The sequence below is a fragment of the Caballeronia sp. LjRoot29 genome (assembly GCF_964252755.1).
Lineage (GTDB): Bacteria > Pseudomonadota > Gammaproteobacteria > Burkholderiales > Burkholderiaceae > Caballeronia.
This window is the reverse complement of the sequence record NZ_CAXUPU020000067.1, coordinates 1-16,298: the sequence shown is the minus strand read 5'-3', so window position 1 is coordinate 16,298 and position 16,298 is coordinate 1. Positions and strand designations below refer to the sequence as shown.

Below are 16,298 nucleotides of genomic sequence, written 5' to 3'. Positions count from 1 at the left end.
CGCTTTGGACAAAGAAATGACGCGCCGCCACGCGCAGTGGCTAATAGTGATAAAGAAATCAGCTAACACTAAACGCGCGAAGACCTGGAAAGCAGCAACCCGGCATTGAACCAGACCGCTAACGCAAAACCCGTGCAACCCGGCATTGAACCCGACTGCTAACTCAAAACCCGTACATCCCAGCCCCCCTATCGCCGCAACTCCCCAGGCCCCTTCCCCGTCCATCGCTTCAACGCCCGACGAAAATTAGCGGAGTCACTAAACCCGAGCAACATCGCAATATCGTCAGTGCTCATCTTGGTAGTCTTCAAGTACTCGGTCGCAAGCGAACACCTCACATCATCGACAATTGAAACGAACGAGGTACCTTCCCCCTCAAGGCGCCGCCGCAAAGTCCTGCTGGTCATCTTCAACGCGTCCGCGACCACCTCCATGCTCGGAAACTCACCGGGCTTGCGCATCAACACCTGATAAACCTCACCCGACACGCCGACCGATGTCTTAGCCTGACCAATGAGGCGGTCGCACGTTTCCTGCAAAAGCGTTGCCGTGTGCCGATGCGCCAGTTGAGGTTTTTGTTCCAGAATACCGCTGTCGTAATGAAGCTCACATTGCGGCTGGTCGAAGTAGCAAGGACAACCGAGGTACTCAGGATAAATATCGCCGTGCGCAGGCTCGGGATACGAAAAACAAGCCTTCGTAGGCGGGCAAGTGTGGCCGGCAACGTCCTGAAGATGCGTCACATGCTGCGTGAATTGCTGCTCGATCAGGAACTCTCGCAGCTCTCGCGACGGACTGGAGATAAACGCATCGGGAAACGTCCAGATACCCTCATCGGGATACTCGGTCCATTCAATGGTGAGCGTAGGCGTCGCAAGCTGGTGATACTTCACGCCAAGCCGAAAATAATCCCGCAGCGACAAGCAGGACATCAACGCGTATCCATACATTCCGTAAGCGGACAAATGCAGCCGCGAACCGACAATAAAAGGCGTCGCAGGACTGCACGACAGCAGGATCGCGTTCCTGCAAACCGCTGCGTATTGCCGGACCGAGGTCAACGCCGACGCATCGTAGATCTTATCGACGTCAACGCCGCTGCCTTTCAGGCTGTCTTCCGGCGCAATGCCCTGCTCGCTTAACACCTCGACCAACGCAGCGATCTTGTAGGGCGCGTAAATGCGCTCATTCAGCAATGGCAATTTCGATGACACCGCGTCCCCTTCAGAATGTCCCATGACAACATCGCGTTGTCCGAAAATGACCTTACGAGGGAAATCGTATCTCACTAGTATCCATATCACAACAGGGCGGTCCGTCGATGGACAAGCCGGAGACTCGAATACTCAGGAGACACGCTTGACCAATCGCAAAGTCATTATTTCGTGCGCGATCACTGGCGCGACGCACACGCCGTCGATGTCGGAATACTTGCCGCTTACGCCGGCGCAAATCGCGACGCAATCGATCGAAGCCGCGCAAGCGGGCGCTGCGATCATCCACTTGCACGCACGCAACCCGTCGAATGGCCGCCCTACTCCATCGCCCGATATCTTCAGGGAATTTGTTCCCGCGATCGCCGCAGCGACCGATGCGGTCATCAACATCACGACCGGCGGCAGCACGGGCATGACGCTCGCGGATCGGCTGGCCTATCCACGCGTTGCCAAGCCGGAAATGTGTTCGTTGAACATGGGCTCGATGAACTTCTCGATCCATCCGATCGCCGCGAAGATATCGTCGTGGCGCTACGACTGGGAGAAGGACTTCATAGAAGGAATGGAAGACACGATCTTCCGTAATACCTTCAAGGACATCAAGAACATCATGCTCGAACTGGGCGCTAACGGCACCCGCTTCGAGTTCGAATGCTACGACGTCGGGCACCTCTACAACCTCGCGCATTTCGTCGATCAGGGGCTGATCAAGCCACCGTTCTTTATCCAGTCGGTGTTCGGGATTCTTGGCGGTCTAGGCGCCGAACCGGAGAACATGTCAGTCATGCGCACGACTGCGGACCGTCTCTTTGGCCGCGAAAACTATCACTTCTCAATCGTGGGCGCAGGCCGCCATCAAATGGCGTTCGTGACCATGGGCGCCATCATGGGCGGCAACGTTCGGGTCGGTCTGGAAGACAGCGTGTTCTTGTCGAAGGGCGTGAAGGCCGAAACGAACGCACAGCAAGTGCGCAAGATTCGACACATCCTGGAAGAGCTTTCGTTCGAGATCGCGACGCCCGCGGAAGCGCGGCAAATGCTCGGTCTCAAAGGCGCAGATAAAGTCAGCTTCTAAGTGCAGTTCTTGAAGCATCGAATGAACTCAGCCTGACACCGGCGTCGGCAATAACACCGGTCGATCAGAGCCAACAAAAACAACAACGTGCAACCTTTGGCGGAGACATCATGACAACCCGAACCAACATCGACAGCAATAGCGAACTACACCGCATTGCAACGCGCAAAGCAATGCTGCGGCTCATCCCGCTCATGTGCGCGATTTACTTCATGTCGTACCTTGATCGAACGAATGTATCGCTCGCCAAGGCACGGCTTGCCTCCGACCTGGGCATCAGCGCTGCGGCGTATGGGCTGGGCGCGGGTATTTTCTTCCTGGGTTATGCACTGCTCGAAGTGCCGAGCAATCTTGCTGCGCACCGCTTCGGGCCGCGTCGCTGGATTGCGAGAATCGCGGTCACCTGGGGTGCGCTTTCGGCCGCGATGATGTTCGTCCAGGGCGAGTGGTCGTTCTACACAATCCGGGTTCTGCTTGGCGTCGCTGAAGCGGGTCTCTTCCCCGCATTGATGTACATGGTGACCCTCTGGTTTGCGCCGAAAGACCGCTCGGTCGCGGTCGGCTGGATCTATACCGCACCGGCTCTTGCATTGGTGATCGGCAATCCGCTCGGCGGCGCATTCATGCAGATGGACGGCTTCGCAGGCTTGCATGGATGGCAATGGCTGTTCCTGCTAGAAGGATTGCCGACCGTTGTCGTTGGCGTGATCCTGTGGTTCAAGCTGCCGGAAAAACCCTCCGGCGCGCACTGGTTATCCAACGACGAGGCACGCGTACTTGAAGCGCGCGCAGTGCCGGATGCCGCGCACGCCAGCATCTTCTCGGAGGACTGGGTCGCTGCGTTGAAGCGCCCAGCCATTGTGCTTATCGGGCTGATCTATTTCCTGAATCAGGTCGCGTTGGTCGGGCTCGTCTTCTTCACGCCCGCGATGATCCAGCAGATGCACGTCAAGTCGCCGCTAATGATCGGTGTGCTGTCAAGCAGCGTCGGCATTGGCTTCCTGATCGGTGTGCTGGTGTTGCCGTGGATTCATCGCCGGGTGACCAGCGACTGCATCTATCTCGGTCTGCTGACCGCGGGCCTTGTGGTCAGCGCGCTCTTGTTCATCTCGTCCACGCTCATGGAGGTCCAGCTCGCGCTCTTTGTGGTCACCGCGTTCTTTGCAGGCGGCGTGCTGCCTCTCTACTGGGCGATTGCAATGAAGCGGCTGCACGGCATTCAGGCCGCGGCTGGACTGGCATTCATCAATACGATCGGACTGATCGGCGGGTTCGTGGGGCCTTATCTTTTCGGCTTGGCCGAGACCGCGTCAGGCAGAAGCGCATCGGGGTTTTCAATTGTCGTCGGCGCATCGCTCCTAGGACTCATCCTCGTCCCGCTATTGGCTAAGGCGATTCAATCTGAAGACCGGGCGGCAGGCCTTGACGAACCGGTGCTGAAATTCAAGTCATGACACAGCGAGGCGCTTTTTAAGGCTCTCTTCCCCTAAGAACGAGTGGAAACAAACAATGAGATTGAATGGAAAGGTAGCCATTATCACGGGCGCGGGCCAGGGCATCGGCGAAGCAACGGCGCTTAAATTCGCTAGCGAAGGCGCGATCGTCGCCGTGTGCGATCTGAACCATGAGGCGGTATCAAGCGTTGTTGCCGCGTGTCGCGAGGCGGGTGCGGACGCGATCGGTTTTACGCTCGACGTCGCGAATCGCGACGCGGTGGACGACATGGTCGCGGACGTCATGGAACGTTACCGGAAGATCGATGTGCTCGTGAACAACGCCGGAATCACACGCGATGCGCGTCTTCAGAAGATGACACTGAAACAGTTCGACGACGTGATCGATGTCAACTTGCGAGGCGTGTTCCATGCGTCGCAGGCGGTTGTCGACAAGATGATCGAGCAAGGCTCGGGTGTCATCCTGAATGCGAGTTCGGTTGTCGGTATCTATGGGAATTTCGGCCAGACCAACTATGCGGCCGCTAAGTTTGGCGTGATCGGTTTTACGAAGACCTGGAGCCGCGAGCTGGGACCCAAGGGAATACGCGTCAACGCAGTGGCGCCGGGGTTCATCGACACACCCATCCTGTCGACTATTCCAGACGATGTGCTCGCAAAGATGCGCGAACAGGTTCCGCTAGGCAGGCTGGGCAAGCCTGAAGAAGTCGCGAACCTCTACGCTTTTCTTGCCGGCGACGAAGCGAGTTATATCAACGGCGCCGTGATCGAAGTGTCCGGCGGGATGACGCTGTAACGCCGTCGTTATCCATGTGGCAAATCAAGGAATGGTATGAAGACTATTGACCTGCTCAGGCCCGCGCCCGGATTACGCGTATTGATTTCGGGTGCAGCCACGGGCATTGGCGCTGTGATCGCACAGGCATTTCTGGACGTCGAAGCGGACGTCTACATTTGCGACGTCGATTCCAATGCTATCGATAAAGCAAAAATCGACAAGCCACGTCTGCACGTGGGCATTGCCGACGTCGCGAACCGTGAGCAAGTGGACCGCGTGATCGACGACGCCCGCGCCAAGCTCGGCGGCCTCGATATTCTCATCAACAATGCGGGCATTGCAGGCCCGACGGGCGCGGTAGAAGACATCGATCCCGACCAGTGGGAACGCACCGTTTCGACCAACCTCAACAGCCAGTTTTATTTCCTGAGGAAGGCGGTGCCGGTGCTGAAGGAGACCTCGCTCAATCCGTGCATCATCGCGATGGCTTCGGTAGCGGGACGACTAGGCTACCCGTATCGCACGCCTTATGCCGCGACCAAATGGGCCATCGTGGGCCTGGTTAAATCGCTGGCGGTGGAACTCGGACCGAGCAACGTTCGCGTCAATGCGATCCTGCCGGGCGCCGTCGAGGGTGAGCGCATGGACCGGGTGATCTCCGCGCGCGCGGACGCGCTGGGAATTAGCTTCGACGAGATGAAGGACGACTATCTGCAAAAGATTTCTCTCAGGAGAATGGTCACCGTCCAAGATGTAGCAGCGCTGACGCTATTCCTTGCGTCTCCAGCGGGCCGGAACATCTCCGGCCAGGCGATCAGCGTCGACGGTAACGTCGAGTACCTGTAACGCCTCGCTGCTAACGACCGCTGCTAACGACAACACTTACATCGCGGGGATCATCATGGGAGCGTCGGTATGGTCTTCCACGCCCTTGACGCCCGGCACCTTTTCCGCGGCAATGCACATGGCGCGCGCCTGCTCGGAAGAGGTAACCACGCCCCACAGATGAACCGTGCCGTCATTCACGATAATGTTTTCTGAGGCCACGGCCCAACGGTGACCGTCAAGTTCCCGGATGACCGCCTCGCGCAACGTCTGGTCGGCGTTCAGCATGGTCACGCCCGTGTCCTTCGGAACGCTGGCCAATGCCTTCACCAGATTCGCCCTGCTAACAATGCCCATCAGCTCGCCGTCGTACAACACCGGAACGCGCTTGATACGATGCCGCTCCAGGAGATCGGCTATTTCACTCACCGGCGTGGTCTCCTTGACGGTAATCACCTTGGGCGTCATGACGTCCTTGACCAGGCGCGCGTTCTCCTTGATATACGTTGCGGCCAGATTTTGTGTCGATGCAAAGAATTCAAGCCACCATGAACGTCGCCGCGCTTGCGTGCCGATCTCGGCTCTATGGATGAGATCGCCCTCGGTGAGCATGCCAAGCAAGCGGCCCTCATCGTCCACCACCGGCGCACCGCTGATGTGATTGTCGGCAAACAGGCGCGCGGCATCTCGCACGGTCGTGCCGGGTCCCACGGTAATGACCTTCCTGGTCATGACATCAACTGCTCGCATGGTATTTCCCCTCAATGTAATCGGGCGAGTGCCTGACAAGGTTGAACCAACCTTACGAAAACTCGCCATCGTTAAGAATGCTAGTGAAGGATCGCGCGGCGGACATGATTCAGATCAACCGTGCCGCCGTTAAAAACGCATGCCGACGCCAACGCCAACTACGAGCGGGTCGATCTTGAGCGACCCAAGCGAGGCGCCATCCGCTGACGCGCTGGTGCGCATCCAGATCTTCTTGACGTCGAAATTGACGAACAGATTGCGGACGACCTGCACATCGACACCCGCTTGCAGCGCGGGGCCGAAGCTCGAGTTCTTGATCGATACCGGCGTATCGCCGGCGTGCAGGCCGTTGTTATAAAACAGCGTGTAGTTCACGCCCGCGCCAACGTAAGGGCGAATCTTGCCGGCCGCGTTGAAATAGTACTGAAGCAAGAGCGTGGGCGGCAGGACGTTCACGCCGCCGAGCGCCCCGGCGTTCGACGTGACCTGATGACGCGACGTGGCAAGGATCAACTCGATGCCAATGCTCGGACGCACCATATAAACAAAGTCGAGCTCGGGAACAATGCTGTTGTTGACGCCCGTCCCGATGCTTCCCAATGTGCCGCCTGCGGAAACACTGGGCTGGATGCTGATTGCCCTGACGCGCGCAAGAATGTCGCCCTGATCGGCGTGTGCCGGCATGCATACCGCCGATAACGCCGCGCTCATCAGCGCCGCCGCAAATAGTGAATGCTTTCCCACGGTTTTCCCCTTGTTGTTCCGTCGCGAATGCGTTTTTCCGTAAGGGGATTTTCCGAATGGAGCGGTTACTGCGCCATGATGTGGATCAGCAAACCGGTATAACGAGGGTGCGGTTTATTGCGGCATAGCACGCCATATACAATTGATCGTGGTAAATACGCTCTCCGCCAGCCTTACGCTTAGCGCGGCGCCTATAGGTTAAACGAGCGACACGAGCAATTCGAGCCGGAGAACCACGTGCCAAGCCATCGCCCCTCTTCACCCGCAAACGACGAGCTCGCCAGCAACGTATTTCCTCACGCCTTGGGCGATATCCACTTCAGGATGCTTGTCGACGCAGTTCAGGATTACGCCATCTTCATGCTTGATCCGGATGGGCGCGTCGCGAGCTGGAACCGTGGCGCGCAAAACATCAAGGGCTACGCGGCCCAGGACATCATCGGGCAGCACTTTTCGGTTTTCTATACGCCTGATGATGTTGCAGCGGAAAAACCGCGCATGGAACTGACGCTGGCTGCGTCTGAAGGCCGCGCTGAGGATGAAGGCTGGCGCGTGCGCAAGGACGGTTCGCGTTTCTGGGCAAACGTAACCATCACGGCGATTCGCGAATCCGACGGCACGCTGCGCGGTTTCGCCAAGGTTACGCGGGACATGACGGACCGGCTGCGGCTGGTGGAGCTTCAGCATGCCAGTGCGTTGTCTTTACATGTTCAGACCGCGCGCGAGGAAGAAAGAAGCCGGATAGCACGCGAGCTTCACGACGACCTCGGCCAGCAACTGGTCGCACTCAAGATGGATGTCGCCTTGCTCAATCAATCCGTCACGGAAGACGGCAAATCGGCGCACCACACCATTAAGCAGACCATTGCGTTGCAAGCGCATATTGATTCGATCATCGCCTCAGCGCGGCGTATTGCAGGCGGGCTGCGCCCCCCCATGCTCGACGACCTGGGCCTGGGTGCGGCACTCGAATGGCTCGCGGAGGAATTTCGCAATCGCTACCGGCTTGCTGTCACCGTACGAAACGAGGTGGAGAAACTGGCGTTATCGCCGACGGCTGCAACCGCTATTTTTCGCATCGTGCAAGAAGCGTTGACCAACGTTACCCGTCACGCCGAAGCTACCCGGGTGCACGTGGAAATGCACGTCGAGCATGACGACTTCCGCATGCACATTGAAGATAACGGCAAAGGGACAATGCTCGATGGCAACCGGAACAAGGAAAACTTCGGATTACTGGGTATGCGGGAACGAGTACGCCAGTTAAAGGGACGAGCAACATTCGACAGCGCGCCGGGCGATGGATTTCGAATTGACATCTCATTGCCCGTCGACGCCGTCAAAGCGGACTCCGACGGCAACTAAGGCACCGCCGATCCGCTCTACAGATGAATCGTTTCAGAACGCTTCAGGCCGATCCACACCACGCCCTCGCGCAAGCCATCGAGCACGGCCTCCGACTCGCGGGCGAAGATTTTCGAGTGCCGGAACTGATGCTTGAACTCACCCGCCGGCACGCTGTGCGCGACGTGCACTTCACAGCAAAAGCTGTCGCCGACTGGAATGCCTTGCGTGAAAACACTCCAGTCGTCACCGGTCACCTGACCCGTCAGCGCCATGTCATATCTCCTCGGACGACGACCCGCGGCCGCTTCGTGTTCGTGCCGCCGAACATCAGCGGCGCCGCATTCATGCCAATCTCCGCAGGACTTATGCTTCAATAATCACCTTGAGCGCGTGTGTATCGGCGGCTTGAGAGAACGTCTCATACGCTTTCAGAACATCTTCCAGCGCAAAGCGGTGCGTGATGAGCTTGCCCGCTTCCAGACGCCCTGACCCAACGGTCTTCAGCAGCATGGGCGTGCTGACGGTATCCACCAGTCGCGTCGTGATCGTGATGTTGCGGTCCCACAGGCATTCCATATGCAGGTCGACCTTCACGCCGTGAACGCCCACATTGGCTATGGTTCCACCCGGTGCAATGATCGATTCGCATAGCTCGAAGCTGGCCGGCATGCCCACTGCTTCGATCGCGCAATCCACGCCAATCCCGCCCGTCAGCGCCATGATTTCCGGCACCGGGTTGCCACTTGCATTGTTCACGCATGCGGTCGCGCCAAAGGTTCGCGCGACTTCCAGCCGGTTTGCATCGCGGTCAATCATGATGATCTGAGCCGGCGCGTAGAACTGAGCCGTGAGCAATGCAGCCAAGCCAATTGGACCCGAGCCGACAATGGCAACCGTGCTGCCCGGCTGCACCTTTCCGTTCAGCACGCCGCACTCGAAACCGGTCGGGAGGATGTCGGAGAGCATGACCAGCGCTTCTTCGTCGGCGCCGGCGGGAATGGGGTACAAGCTCGTTTCCGCATGCGGGATGCGCACGTATTCGGCTTGCGTGCCGTCGATCTTGTTGCCGAGAATCCAGCCGCCTGTCGTGCAATGCGAGTACATGCCGCGGCGACAATAATCGCATTTTCCACACGACGTGATGCAAGAAATCAGGACGTGATCACCCGGCCTGAAGGTCGACACCGCAGCGCCAACCGCTTCGATTACCCCCACGCCTTCATGTCCCAGGATGCGGCCCGGTTCGCAGGTCGCCACATCACCTTTCAAAATATGCAGGTCCGTTCCGCAAATGGTCGTACGCGTGACCTTGACGATTGCATCCGTCGCCGAAAGGAGCTTCGGCATTGGGCGGTCGTCGAGGGATTTATTGCCGGGTCCGTGATACACGAGTGCCTTCATCGTCAATCTCCTTTTGCCTGCACATGCCTGGAAACGGGGTTTCCCTGACGAAACTTTAGGCCCGGCCGGCACGGGCACGGTTGACCTGTATCAATCGATAAGACATGGATGCGCAACATTTCACCCACGCCCATGACAGCGCTCGCAAGGCCACTTCATTACGCGCCGGGACGCGGCTCCTTGATCTGCGTCAACGGAAAAAAAGCGCGAACTCATAGACTTTTTGTAAGCGCCAGGCGATCTGGGCCGGTTCTAAGGCGAATCAGCTGCAACACCCCGCGCTCACTGCGTCACCGACGCCAACGACCCACTAACGGAGCATTTGCGATGAGCTACAAAAGCATCGTCGTTCAACTCGACGCGAGCGCACGCGCCCATCCGCGCCTCGAATATGCGCTGCGTCTCGCTACCCAATTCGACGCCCACCTGACGGGTGTGTTCTCGGCGTTCGCTCCTGATCCGCGTACTTTCTACGTCATGGCCGGCACGGCGGACTACTACGAAGAGCATCGAAAAGTCCTTCAGGAACGCCACGGTGCGCTCGAACGGATATTTCATGCGGAACTGCTTCGAGCAGGCGTACGAGGGCAATGGGTCGACTACCCTGACTACGCGGGCGAAGCGGTCCCTCGCTATGCGCGTTACGCGGACCTGGTCGTGGCGGGGCAAGACGACCCCGACGATCCGGAAGCATTCGTCGCCGATCATTTCCCCGAAACGCTCGTGATGACCTCGGGCCGCCCTGTGCTGTTCATCCCCTACACCGGCGTGTTTCCGACGCTCGGCGCCAACATCATGGTTGCGTGGAACGGCAGCCGCGAGTCGGCCCGCGCGGTTCAAGACGCGATGCCGTTATTGCAGCGCGCGGAAACGGTCACCGTCGTCAGGCTTAACGAATCGAAAGAAGATCCGGGCGCGAATCCCGTCAACCGCCTTCCAGCCGCCGACATTGCCCTTCAGCTTGCGCGGCACGGCGTCAAGGTCGAAGTGGCGGCACTCGATGGTGTCAAAGACGTCTCCATGGGCGACATGCTGATTTCACGCGCGTCGGATCTGGGTGCGGACCTGATCGTCATGGGCGCGTATGGCCACTCGCGCTGGCAGGAACTCGTCATGGGCGGCGCGACGCGCACCATGCTGGAATCCATGCCCATACCCGTATTGATGTCGCACTGATGTTGCTTTTGGACTAAGGAGATTGTTCATGTACAGCCGCATTCTCGTTCCTATCGACGGCAGCGAAACGTCAGCGCACGCCCTTGACGCCGCCCTGCAACTTGCTCGCGAGCACGACGCGGAAGTCAAGGCCGTTTATGTGGTGGATGTGCCGCAATTGATGTATTCGGGGCCGGCCTGTGACCCGTCGCTCGTACGTGAAGCCTTCGTCAAAGAGGGAGCGCTGGTACTCGCCGACGCTGCAGCCAAGATGCTGCGTGGGGGCGTCAAAGGCTCAACGCTCGTGGTCGAGGTGGATCCGTTGGGTGATGACATCGCTCAACGGATCACGGCCGCCGCGAAAGATTTCAGCGCCGATCTCGTGGTCATGGGCACGCATGGCCGGCGCGGCTGGCGAAGGCTCGTGCTGGGCAGCGTGGCCGAGCGTTTCTTGCGGATCTCGACCCGGCCGGTGCTGCTGGTACCGCTGCATTCCGCGGAAACAAATGGACCGCGCATAGTCAGCACGCTGGACGTTGCGGGCGCATCAACGTAAATGGCGCGGTCTTGCCGACGCCGGTCGAGCCTTTAGGGAATGCACTACAGCGGAAGTGCCGCGTCATGTTCATCGTCGCGAACGGTGAGGACAGGAACATGACTCGACCGCAGAATCGTTTCCGCGACACTGCCAATCAAATGCCGGCGCACACCACGCGGACCATGCGACCCCATCACGATAAGATCCGCTTCGAATGCGAGAGCCGCCTGCATGAGGGCGCCCGGGATGCTCGCGCCGTGTGCATCAACGATCTGGGTAGTGCAGCGTATGCCGCTGCTTGCACCGCTTTTTACACCGCTTTTTACACCGTTTCTTACAACACTCCGCTCGCACAACTCGAGTGCATGATCGAGTTGCCAGTGCATGCCGGCATCGCCTCCCACTTCCTCTCCGATAGGGCCGTCCGCAAGATTGCGGACGGCGTGCGAGATAACGTACGTCACCATCAACATCGCATCGGCGGGCTGCGCCAGCCTGAGCGCCTCTTCAAGCGCGAGGTTCGCGCTGAGGCTGCCGTCGAGCGCCACCAGAATTCGTTTGTACATGACTGTCCCCTGGATGTCCTTCATCTTTCAGTGTCCGCGTGCAGGCCTGCGGGTCGCTTGATCCACATCAATTCATACGGCCGGGCGGTACACCGCTCAAATCACGTTCGCAGCGGCACGGTATGATCCGCACACCTTCAGCAGCACGCTTTTCCCCTATTCCCGGAGACCCCATGTCCGCGACACGGCGTAACACGGCATCGCAACACGGCGCCGGTCGAGCGCCCCGCGTAACGGGCGTGGCTGGCATGGCCGCCGCCCTCCTGCTCACTGCGGGCGCGGCCTTCATGGCGCTCAGGCACAAGAGTACGAATGCACCTAAAGCCCCGGAACCCGTCCCAACCCGGCTTGATGAAGCGCGGCTGCTTGGCATCATCCGGTCGTCGACGGAAGCAATCATTACCATCGACGAAAACCAGCGGATCATCATGTTCAATCCGATGGCGGAACGGCTGTTCGACTGTCCTGCAGCCGACGCGCTGGGCACTTCTCTCTCCCGCTTCGTTCCCGAGCGTTTTCGCGCCGGCCACGAAGGGCATGTGCGCCAGTTCGGCGTGACTGGCGTGTCAGACCGGCAAATGGGCGGGCGGCGCATACTGTACGGTCTGCGCGCGACCGGGGGTGAGTTCCCGTTCGAAGCATCGATCTCCCAGTTCGGCGATGAAACCGGCAAGCTTTACACGGTGATGCTGCGCGACATCAGCGCGCAAATCGATGCCGAACGTTCGTTGCAGCGCTCGCACGAGGAACTGCGGGAGCTCTCCGCGAATCTTCTGAATATCCGCGAGGAAGAGAAGTCCCGTATTGCAAGGGAGTTGCACGACGACCTGGGCCAGCAATTGACCGCGTTGAAAATGGATATATCGTCACTCGAACTCGACGCCGGAACCAACGCCGACGCGCGTGCGCGATTGCGCGGCATGCAGCGCCTGATCGACGCAACCGTCGCCTCGATGCGCCGGATCGCCGCCGATCTACGCCCCGTGATGCTCGACGACCTGGGCCTGGTTCCGGCTATCGACTGGCTGGCGATCGACTTTACGAACCGCTACGGTATTGACGTCGAGCGGCAGATCGACGCGCGCCACACCATTTTCAGCCGCGACGGCGCGACTGCCGTGTTCCGGATCGTGCAGGAAGCGCTGACCAATGTGGCGCGCCACGCGCAAGCTACCCGTGTCGACCTGGCGTTGTACCTGGAAGGCGACCGCTGCATCCTGCGCATTGCCGACGACGGCATCGGCGCGCATGAGCGTGTCGACGCCGGGCGCAAGTCGTTTGGTCTTATCGGTATTCGCGAGCGGGCGCACGGGCTGGACGGGTCGGTGTCGATCGAATCGGGCATCGGACGCGGGTTCGCCGTGACCGTGACGTTCCCGCTGGCGACCTTGCAACAGGACGAGCCTTTCTCCGACAATCCGGAAAACACCGAGGAAGAACCGCTGCAATGACCCGAGTATTGATCGCCGATGACCACGCGCTCGTGCGCGACGGCCTGCGCCATATCCTGCGCAGCGCGAGCGGCCTGGAAGTCGCTGGCGAAGCCAGCGATGGCACCACCACCATGGCAATGATCCGCGCCACGCCGGCGGACGTGCTGGTCCTCGACTTGTCGATGCCCGGCAGGAACGGCGTCGAATTGCTCAAGCAGATCAAGGACGAGAAACCGGCGCTGCGTATTTTGGTCCTGACCATGCACGCCGAACAGCAGTACGCGGTGCGCGCGTTCAAGGCGGGGGCGTCGGGTTATTTGACCAAGGAAAGCGCGAGCGCCGAGCTGGTCACGGCCGTGAGCAAGGTCGCGGCGGGCGGTGTGTACGTCAGCCTCGCGATGGCCGAGCGGCTCGCGCAAAGCCTGAATGAACCCGCCGACGACTTGCCGCACCGGCGGCTTTCCGACCGCGAATTCGAGGTGTTCCGGCGCATCGCAGCCGGTGAAACGATCACGCAGATCGCTCAGGCGCTGTCGGTGAGCGCCAAGACGGTCAGCACGTACAAGACCCGCATCCTCGAAAAAATGCAGATGCCGCACGACACCGCGCTGGTCCGCTACGCCATGCGCCACAAGCTGTTCGACGACGACTGCGACGACTGATACGCCGAATACCTCTGGGTCTTCACGCTCGCAAAAGGCGTGTAGTCCAATCCCTACAGCCCTTCCCAAACCCCTACGTCATGTCTGGCCGCTTGCCGATTTTATTTTGAGATAGCCCCGACCATACTTCGAGGCATGAACTCAAACGGTTGCGCGCCATGCTGAAGATCTTCCTTATCGATGACTCCGGCCTTGTGCGCCGCCGCCTCTCTGCGCTGATCGACGCGCTGGCTGGCGTGGTGGTCGTGGGCGAGTCCGAAGAAGCGGATACAGCGCTCGGGTGTATCCGCATGACGCGCGCGGATCTGGTGATCGTCGACCCGCATTTGGCCGCGGGCAACGGCATGGCGATCGTTGCGGCGCTGGGGCGTGCCGAGCCGCCTGTTGTGACCATTGTGTTGACCAATCATTCGGGGCCGGCGTTTCGTGCTGCATGCCAGCGCGCCGGCGCGAGCTATTTCTTCGACAAGACCAGCGAGTACGAACTCGCCCGCGACACCATCGTGCGACTGGCCAACGAGCACCGTCCCGAGCCGACGCCCTGCGAGCCGGCATGACTGTCTTCTACTCGCCTCGACTGCAATCCTCGCATCTTGTCCGTTCATCTATTCAGTGATCGTCCGACTCTTCTGGAGACAGGCATGACCTCAGCTACCGCTTATGCGTCCACTTATGCGTCCACTTACGCGCCCGCTGCTTCAACGGCTGCGATTCCCCTTGCTTATCTGGCGCGCTCCGCCATCACGAGCCCGCCACCACCGGCCACGCGTGCGGACACGAACTGCTCCGCGTGTTCGTTGCATTCCATCTGCATGCCGGCTCACCTGAGCGCGACGGAGCTGGCGCGGCTCGATGCCATTGTGTGCTCCACGCGGGTCGTACGGCGTGGCGAGACGCTCTACCGTGCCGGCGATAAATTCAAAAGCATCTACGCCGTGCGTGTCGGATGTTTCAAGACGGTCATTACGCATCGCGATGGCCACGAGCAAGTCACGGGCTTTCATATCGCAGGCGAGCCGCTTGGACTTGATGGCGTTTGCTCCGATGAACAGAATTGTGATGCGATCGCGCTCGAAGACAGCAAAGTGTGTGTGATTCCGTTCGACTTGCTCGAGGATCTTTGCCACGACGTGAAGGCCATGCAGCAGCATGTGCATCGGATGATGAGCGGCGAGATCGTGCGTGAATCCGGTCTCATGATGATGCTTGGCACCATGACTGCGCAGCAGCGTGTGGCTGCGTTCCTGCTCAATCTGTCGTCGAGGATGAAGACGCGGGGTTACTCTTCCGCCGAATTCAATTTGCGGATGACGCGTGAAGAGATTGGCAGCTATCTCGGGTTGAAACTTGAGACCGTCAGCCGGATGTTTTCGAAGCTGCAGCATGCCGGGGTTATCGATACGAACGGCAAGCAGGTGCACATTCTCGACAGCGAGAAGCTTGCGGGTGTTTGACTGAGGCCCAAGCGAAGCGAACGGACATGCCTATTGAGTATCTGCGAGGTTTCACGCGGCCGCAGCGCACCGATCAAAATAACCGGCGCCTTGGGCGCTGGCTGGCGTTTATTGCGGGCGCGGCCAATGCGGGCGGTTTCCTTGCTGTTGGTCAGTACACCTCGCATATGTCGGGGATCGTATCGGCACTCGCCGATAACCTCGCGGCAAGCGACTTCGGCCTGATTGTTGCGGGATTGAGTTCACTCGCGGCGTTCATGACGGGCGCGGCGACCTCCGCGATCATGATCAATTGGGGCCGGCGCCGGCGGGCGCAAAGCGAATACGCATTGCCGTTGATGCTGGAAGCCGTGCTGCTGCTTGTGTTTGGGCTGCTTGGCTCGAACCTGGAAAACAACCGGTTTCTGTTCGTGCCCGCCACTGTAGGGTTGTTGTGCTACGTGATGGGGTTGCAGAATGCAATCATTACGAAGATATCCAAAGCCGAGATCCGCACTACGCATATGACCGGCATTGTCACGGATATTGGCATTGAGATTGGCAAGCTTTTTTACTGGAATGTGTCGGAGGCCGGGCCTGGTGTTAATGCAGTCAGGGCGGATCGGTCCAGGCTGCGGTTGCTGGCTTCGCTGCTTGGCATGTTCTTTATTGGCGGTCTTGCTGGCGCGTTGGGTTTCAAGTATGTGGGGTTTATATCGACGCTGCCGTTGTCGGCGATGCTGGTTGTGTTGGCTGTCGTGCCGTTGGTGGATGATTTAGTCGGGCAGAGGAGGTGAAATCGTGGCGCGGATTTGATCGCTTGAATGGGTATAGGGAGTTGGTGGGTGGGGTAGGTTCTGGCGTTAGCGGTCTGAGTCATTGCCGGGTTGCTGCTTTCCAGGTCTTCGCGGGTTATACGT

Annotated in this window: 17 protein-coding genes and 1 pseudogene; 12 read left to right on the top strand and 6 right to left on the bottom strand. The window is 59.3% G+C overall.

Going from position 1 to position 16,298, the window contains the following annotated elements; all coding sequences use genetic code 11:
* Nucleotides 1–188: 188 nt before the first annotated feature.
* The gene (locus ACSQ83_RS35415) at nucleotides 189–1,214 is read right to left on the bottom strand and encodes an AraC family transcriptional regulator (protein ID WP_436231313.1); all 1,026 of its coding nucleotides are present in this window, start codon (nucleotides 1,212–1,214) and stop codon (nucleotides 189–191) included.
* Nucleotides 1,215–1,359: 145 nt separating this feature from the next.
* Here ACSQ83_RS35415 and ACSQ83_RS35410 point away from each other — a divergent pair, with 145 nt between their 5' ends.
* The 4 genes from ACSQ83_RS35410 (at nucleotide 1,360) to ACSQ83_RS35395 (ending at nucleotide 5,370) form a co-directional block, all read left to right on the top strand.
* Nucleotides 1,360–2,292 carry a 3-keto-5-aminohexanoate cleavage protein gene (locus ACSQ83_RS35410; protein ID WP_414950366.1) on the top strand — a complete coding sequence of 311 codons (933 nt, stop codon included), beginning with the start codon at nucleotides 1,360–1,362 and terminating at the stop codon, nucleotides 2,290–2,292.
* 110 nt (nucleotides 2,293–2,402) lie between these two features.
* Entirely contained in the window at nucleotides 2,403–3,746 is a 1,344-nt protein-coding gene (locus ACSQ83_RS35405; RefSeq protein WP_436231311.1) for an MFS transporter, read from the top strand.
* 55 nt (nucleotides 3,747–3,801) lie between these two features.
* Nucleotides 3,802–4,542, top strand: a complete 741-nt coding sequence (gene fabG / locus ACSQ83_RS35400; protein WP_436231310.1) for a 3-oxoacyl-[acyl-carrier-protein] reductase — start codon at nucleotides 3,802–3,804, stop codon at nucleotides 4,540–4,542.
* 36 nt (nucleotides 4,543–4,578) lie between these two features.
* Nucleotides 4,579–5,370, top strand: a complete 792-nt coding sequence (locus tag ACSQ83_RS35395) for an SDR family oxidoreductase (RefSeq protein ID WP_436231309.1) — start codon at nucleotides 4,579–4,581, stop codon at nucleotides 5,368–5,370.
* 36 nt (nucleotides 5,371–5,406) lie between these two features.
* Here ACSQ83_RS35395 and ACSQ83_RS35390 read toward each other — a convergent pair whose 3' ends face one another.
* Nucleotides 5,407–6,081: a CBS domain-containing protein gene (locus tag ACSQ83_RS35390; RefSeq protein WP_436231308.1), complete on the bottom strand. Its 675-nt coding sequence runs from the start codon at nucleotides 6,079–6,081 to the stop codon at nucleotides 5,407–5,409.
* A 147-nt stretch (nucleotides 6,082–6,228) separates the two neighbouring features.
* The gene (locus ACSQ83_RS35385; protein WP_436231312.1) at nucleotides 6,229–6,810 is read right to left on the bottom strand and encodes an OmpW/AlkL family protein; all 582 of its coding nucleotides are present in this window, start codon (nucleotides 6,808–6,810) and stop codon (nucleotides 6,229–6,231) included.
* Between the two features lie 270 nt (nucleotides 6,811–7,080).
* Here ACSQ83_RS35385 and ACSQ83_RS35380 point away from each other — a divergent pair, with 270 nt between their 5' ends.
* Nucleotides 7,081–8,208, top strand: coding sequence for a PAS domain-containing sensor histidine kinase (locus tag ACSQ83_RS35380; protein ID WP_436231307.1), 1,128 nt, complete (start codon nucleotides 7,081–7,083; stop codon nucleotides 8,206–8,208).
* A gap of 17 nt (nucleotides 8,209–8,225) precedes the next feature.
* Here ACSQ83_RS35380 and ACSQ83_RS35375 read toward each other — a convergent pair whose 3' ends face one another.
* Nucleotides 8,226–8,462, bottom strand: a complete 237-nt coding sequence (locus ACSQ83_RS35375) for a UDP-glucose 4-epimerase (RefSeq protein WP_414950372.1) — start codon at nucleotides 8,460–8,462, stop codon at nucleotides 8,226–8,228.
* 91 nt (nucleotides 8,463–8,553) lie between these two features.
* Nucleotides 8,554–9,591, bottom strand: a complete 1,038-nt coding sequence (locus tag ACSQ83_RS35370; protein ID WP_414950373.1) for a zinc-dependent alcohol dehydrogenase family protein — start codon at nucleotides 9,589–9,591, stop codon at nucleotides 8,554–8,556.
* Nucleotides 9,592–9,918: 327 nt separating this feature from the next.
* Between ACSQ83_RS35370 and ACSQ83_RS35365 the strand changes: the two genes are divergently transcribed.
* Both ACSQ83_RS35365 and ACSQ83_RS35360 read left to right on the top strand, forming a co-directional pair.
* Nucleotides 9,919–10,767 (top strand): universal stress protein, encoded by an 849-nt coding sequence (locus ACSQ83_RS35365; protein ID WP_436231306.1) that lies wholly within the window; start codon nucleotides 9,919–9,921, stop codon nucleotides 10,765–10,767.
* Nucleotides 10,768–10,795: 28 nt separating this feature from the next.
* Complete coding sequence (locus ACSQ83_RS35360; protein ID WP_436231305.1) at nucleotides 10,796–11,302, top strand: universal stress protein; 507 nt, start codon at nucleotides 10,796–10,798, stop codon at nucleotides 11,300–11,302.
* A gap of 44 nt (nucleotides 11,303–11,346) precedes the next feature.
* On the opposite strand, the gene ACSQ83_RS35355 is transcribed toward ACSQ83_RS35360, so the two are convergent.
* A complete protein-coding gene (locus tag ACSQ83_RS35355; RefSeq protein WP_436231304.1) occupies nucleotides 11,347–11,850 on the bottom strand; it encodes a universal stress protein in 504 nt (167 codons plus the stop codon).
* Nucleotides 11,851–12,056: 206 nt separating this feature from the next.
* On the opposite strand from ACSQ83_RS35355, the pseudogene ACSQ83_RS35350 reads away from it, so the two are divergent.
* From ACSQ83_RS35350 to ACSQ83_RS35330, 5 genes and pseudogenes are all read left to right on the top strand, one after another.
* A pseudogene (locus ACSQ83_RS35350) lies at nucleotides 12,057–13,301 on the top strand (histidine kinase); the annotation flags it as partial.
* Entirely contained in the window at nucleotides 13,298–13,945 is a 648-nt protein-coding gene (locus ACSQ83_RS35345) for a response regulator (RefSeq protein ID WP_414950377.1), read from the top strand. The pseudogene ACSQ83_RS35350 and the gene ACSQ83_RS35345, both read left to right, overlap by 4 nt.
* A 158-nt stretch (nucleotides 13,946–14,103) precedes the next feature.
* Nucleotides 14,104–14,502, top strand: a complete 399-nt coding sequence (locus ACSQ83_RS35340; RefSeq protein ID WP_414950378.1) for a response regulator — start codon at nucleotides 14,104–14,106, stop codon at nucleotides 14,500–14,502.
* 84 nt (nucleotides 14,503–14,586) lie between these two features.
* Complete coding sequence (gene fnr / locus ACSQ83_RS35335) at nucleotides 14,587–15,399, top strand: fumarate/nitrate reduction transcriptional regulator Fnr (RefSeq protein ID WP_436231303.1); 813 nt, start codon at nucleotides 14,587–14,589, stop codon at nucleotides 15,397–15,399.
* Nucleotides 15,400–15,425: 26 nt separating this feature from the next.
* Nucleotides 15,426–16,175 carry a YoaK family protein gene (locus tag ACSQ83_RS35330; protein WP_414950380.1) on the top strand — a complete coding sequence of 250 codons (750 nt, stop codon included), beginning with the start codon at nucleotides 15,426–15,428 and terminating at the stop codon, nucleotides 16,173–16,175.
* The last annotated feature ends 123 nt before the right edge of the window (nucleotides 16,176–16,298 follow it).

Bases quoted from the DNA above. Each gene is read 5' to 3' on its own strand.
- ACSQ83_RS35370 (WP_414950373.1), bottom strand. From the start codon at position 9,591: ATGAAGGCACTCGTGTATCACGGACCCGGCAATAAATCCCTCGACGAC.
- ACSQ83_RS35390 (WP_436231308.1), bottom strand. From the start codon at position 6,081: ATGACCAGGAAGGTCATTACCGTGGGACCCGGCACGACCGTGCGAGAT.
- ACSQ83_RS35360 (WP_436231305.1), top strand. From the start codon at position 10,796: ATGTACAGCCGCATTCTCGTTCCTATCGACGGCAGCGAAACGTCAGCG.
- ACSQ83_RS35340 (WP_414950378.1), top strand. From the start codon at position 14,104: ATGCTGAAGATCTTCCTTATCGATGACTCCGGCCTTGTGCGCCGCCGC.
- fabG (WP_436231310.1), top strand. From the start codon at position 3,802: ATGAGATTGAATGGAAAGGTAGCCATTATCACGGGCGCGGGCCAGGGC.
- ACSQ83_RS35355 (WP_436231304.1), bottom strand. From the start codon at position 11,850: ATGTACAAACGAATTCTGGTGGCGCTCGACGGCAGCCTCAGCGCGAAC.
- ACSQ83_RS35405 (WP_436231311.1), top strand. From the start codon at position 2,403: ATGACAACCCGAACCAACATCGACAGCAATAGCGAACTACACCGCATT.
- ACSQ83_RS35365 (WP_436231306.1), top strand. From the start codon at position 9,919: ATGAGCTACAAAAGCATCGTCGTTCAACTCGACGCGAGCGCACGCGCC.
- fnr (WP_436231303.1), top strand. From the start codon at position 14,587: ATGACCTCAGCTACCGCTTATGCGTCCACTTATGCGTCCACTTACGCG.
- ACSQ83_RS35330 (WP_414950380.1), top strand. From the start codon at position 15,426: ATGCCTATTGAGTATCTGCGAGGTTTCACGCGGCCGCAGCGCACCGAT.
- ACSQ83_RS35395 (WP_436231309.1), top strand. From the start codon at position 4,579: ATGAAGACTATTGACCTGCTCAGGCCCGCGCCCGGATTACGCGTATTG.
- ACSQ83_RS35375 (WP_414950372.1), bottom strand. From the start codon at position 8,462: ATGGCGCTGACGGGTCAGGTGACCGGTGACGACTGGAGTGTTTTCACG.
- ACSQ83_RS35385 (WP_436231312.1), bottom strand. From the start codon at position 6,810: ATGAGCGCGGCGTTATCGGCGGTATGCATGCCGGCACACGCCGATCAG.
- ACSQ83_RS35345 (WP_414950377.1), top strand. From the start codon at position 13,298: ATGACCCGAGTATTGATCGCCGATGACCACGCGCTCGTGCGCGACGGC.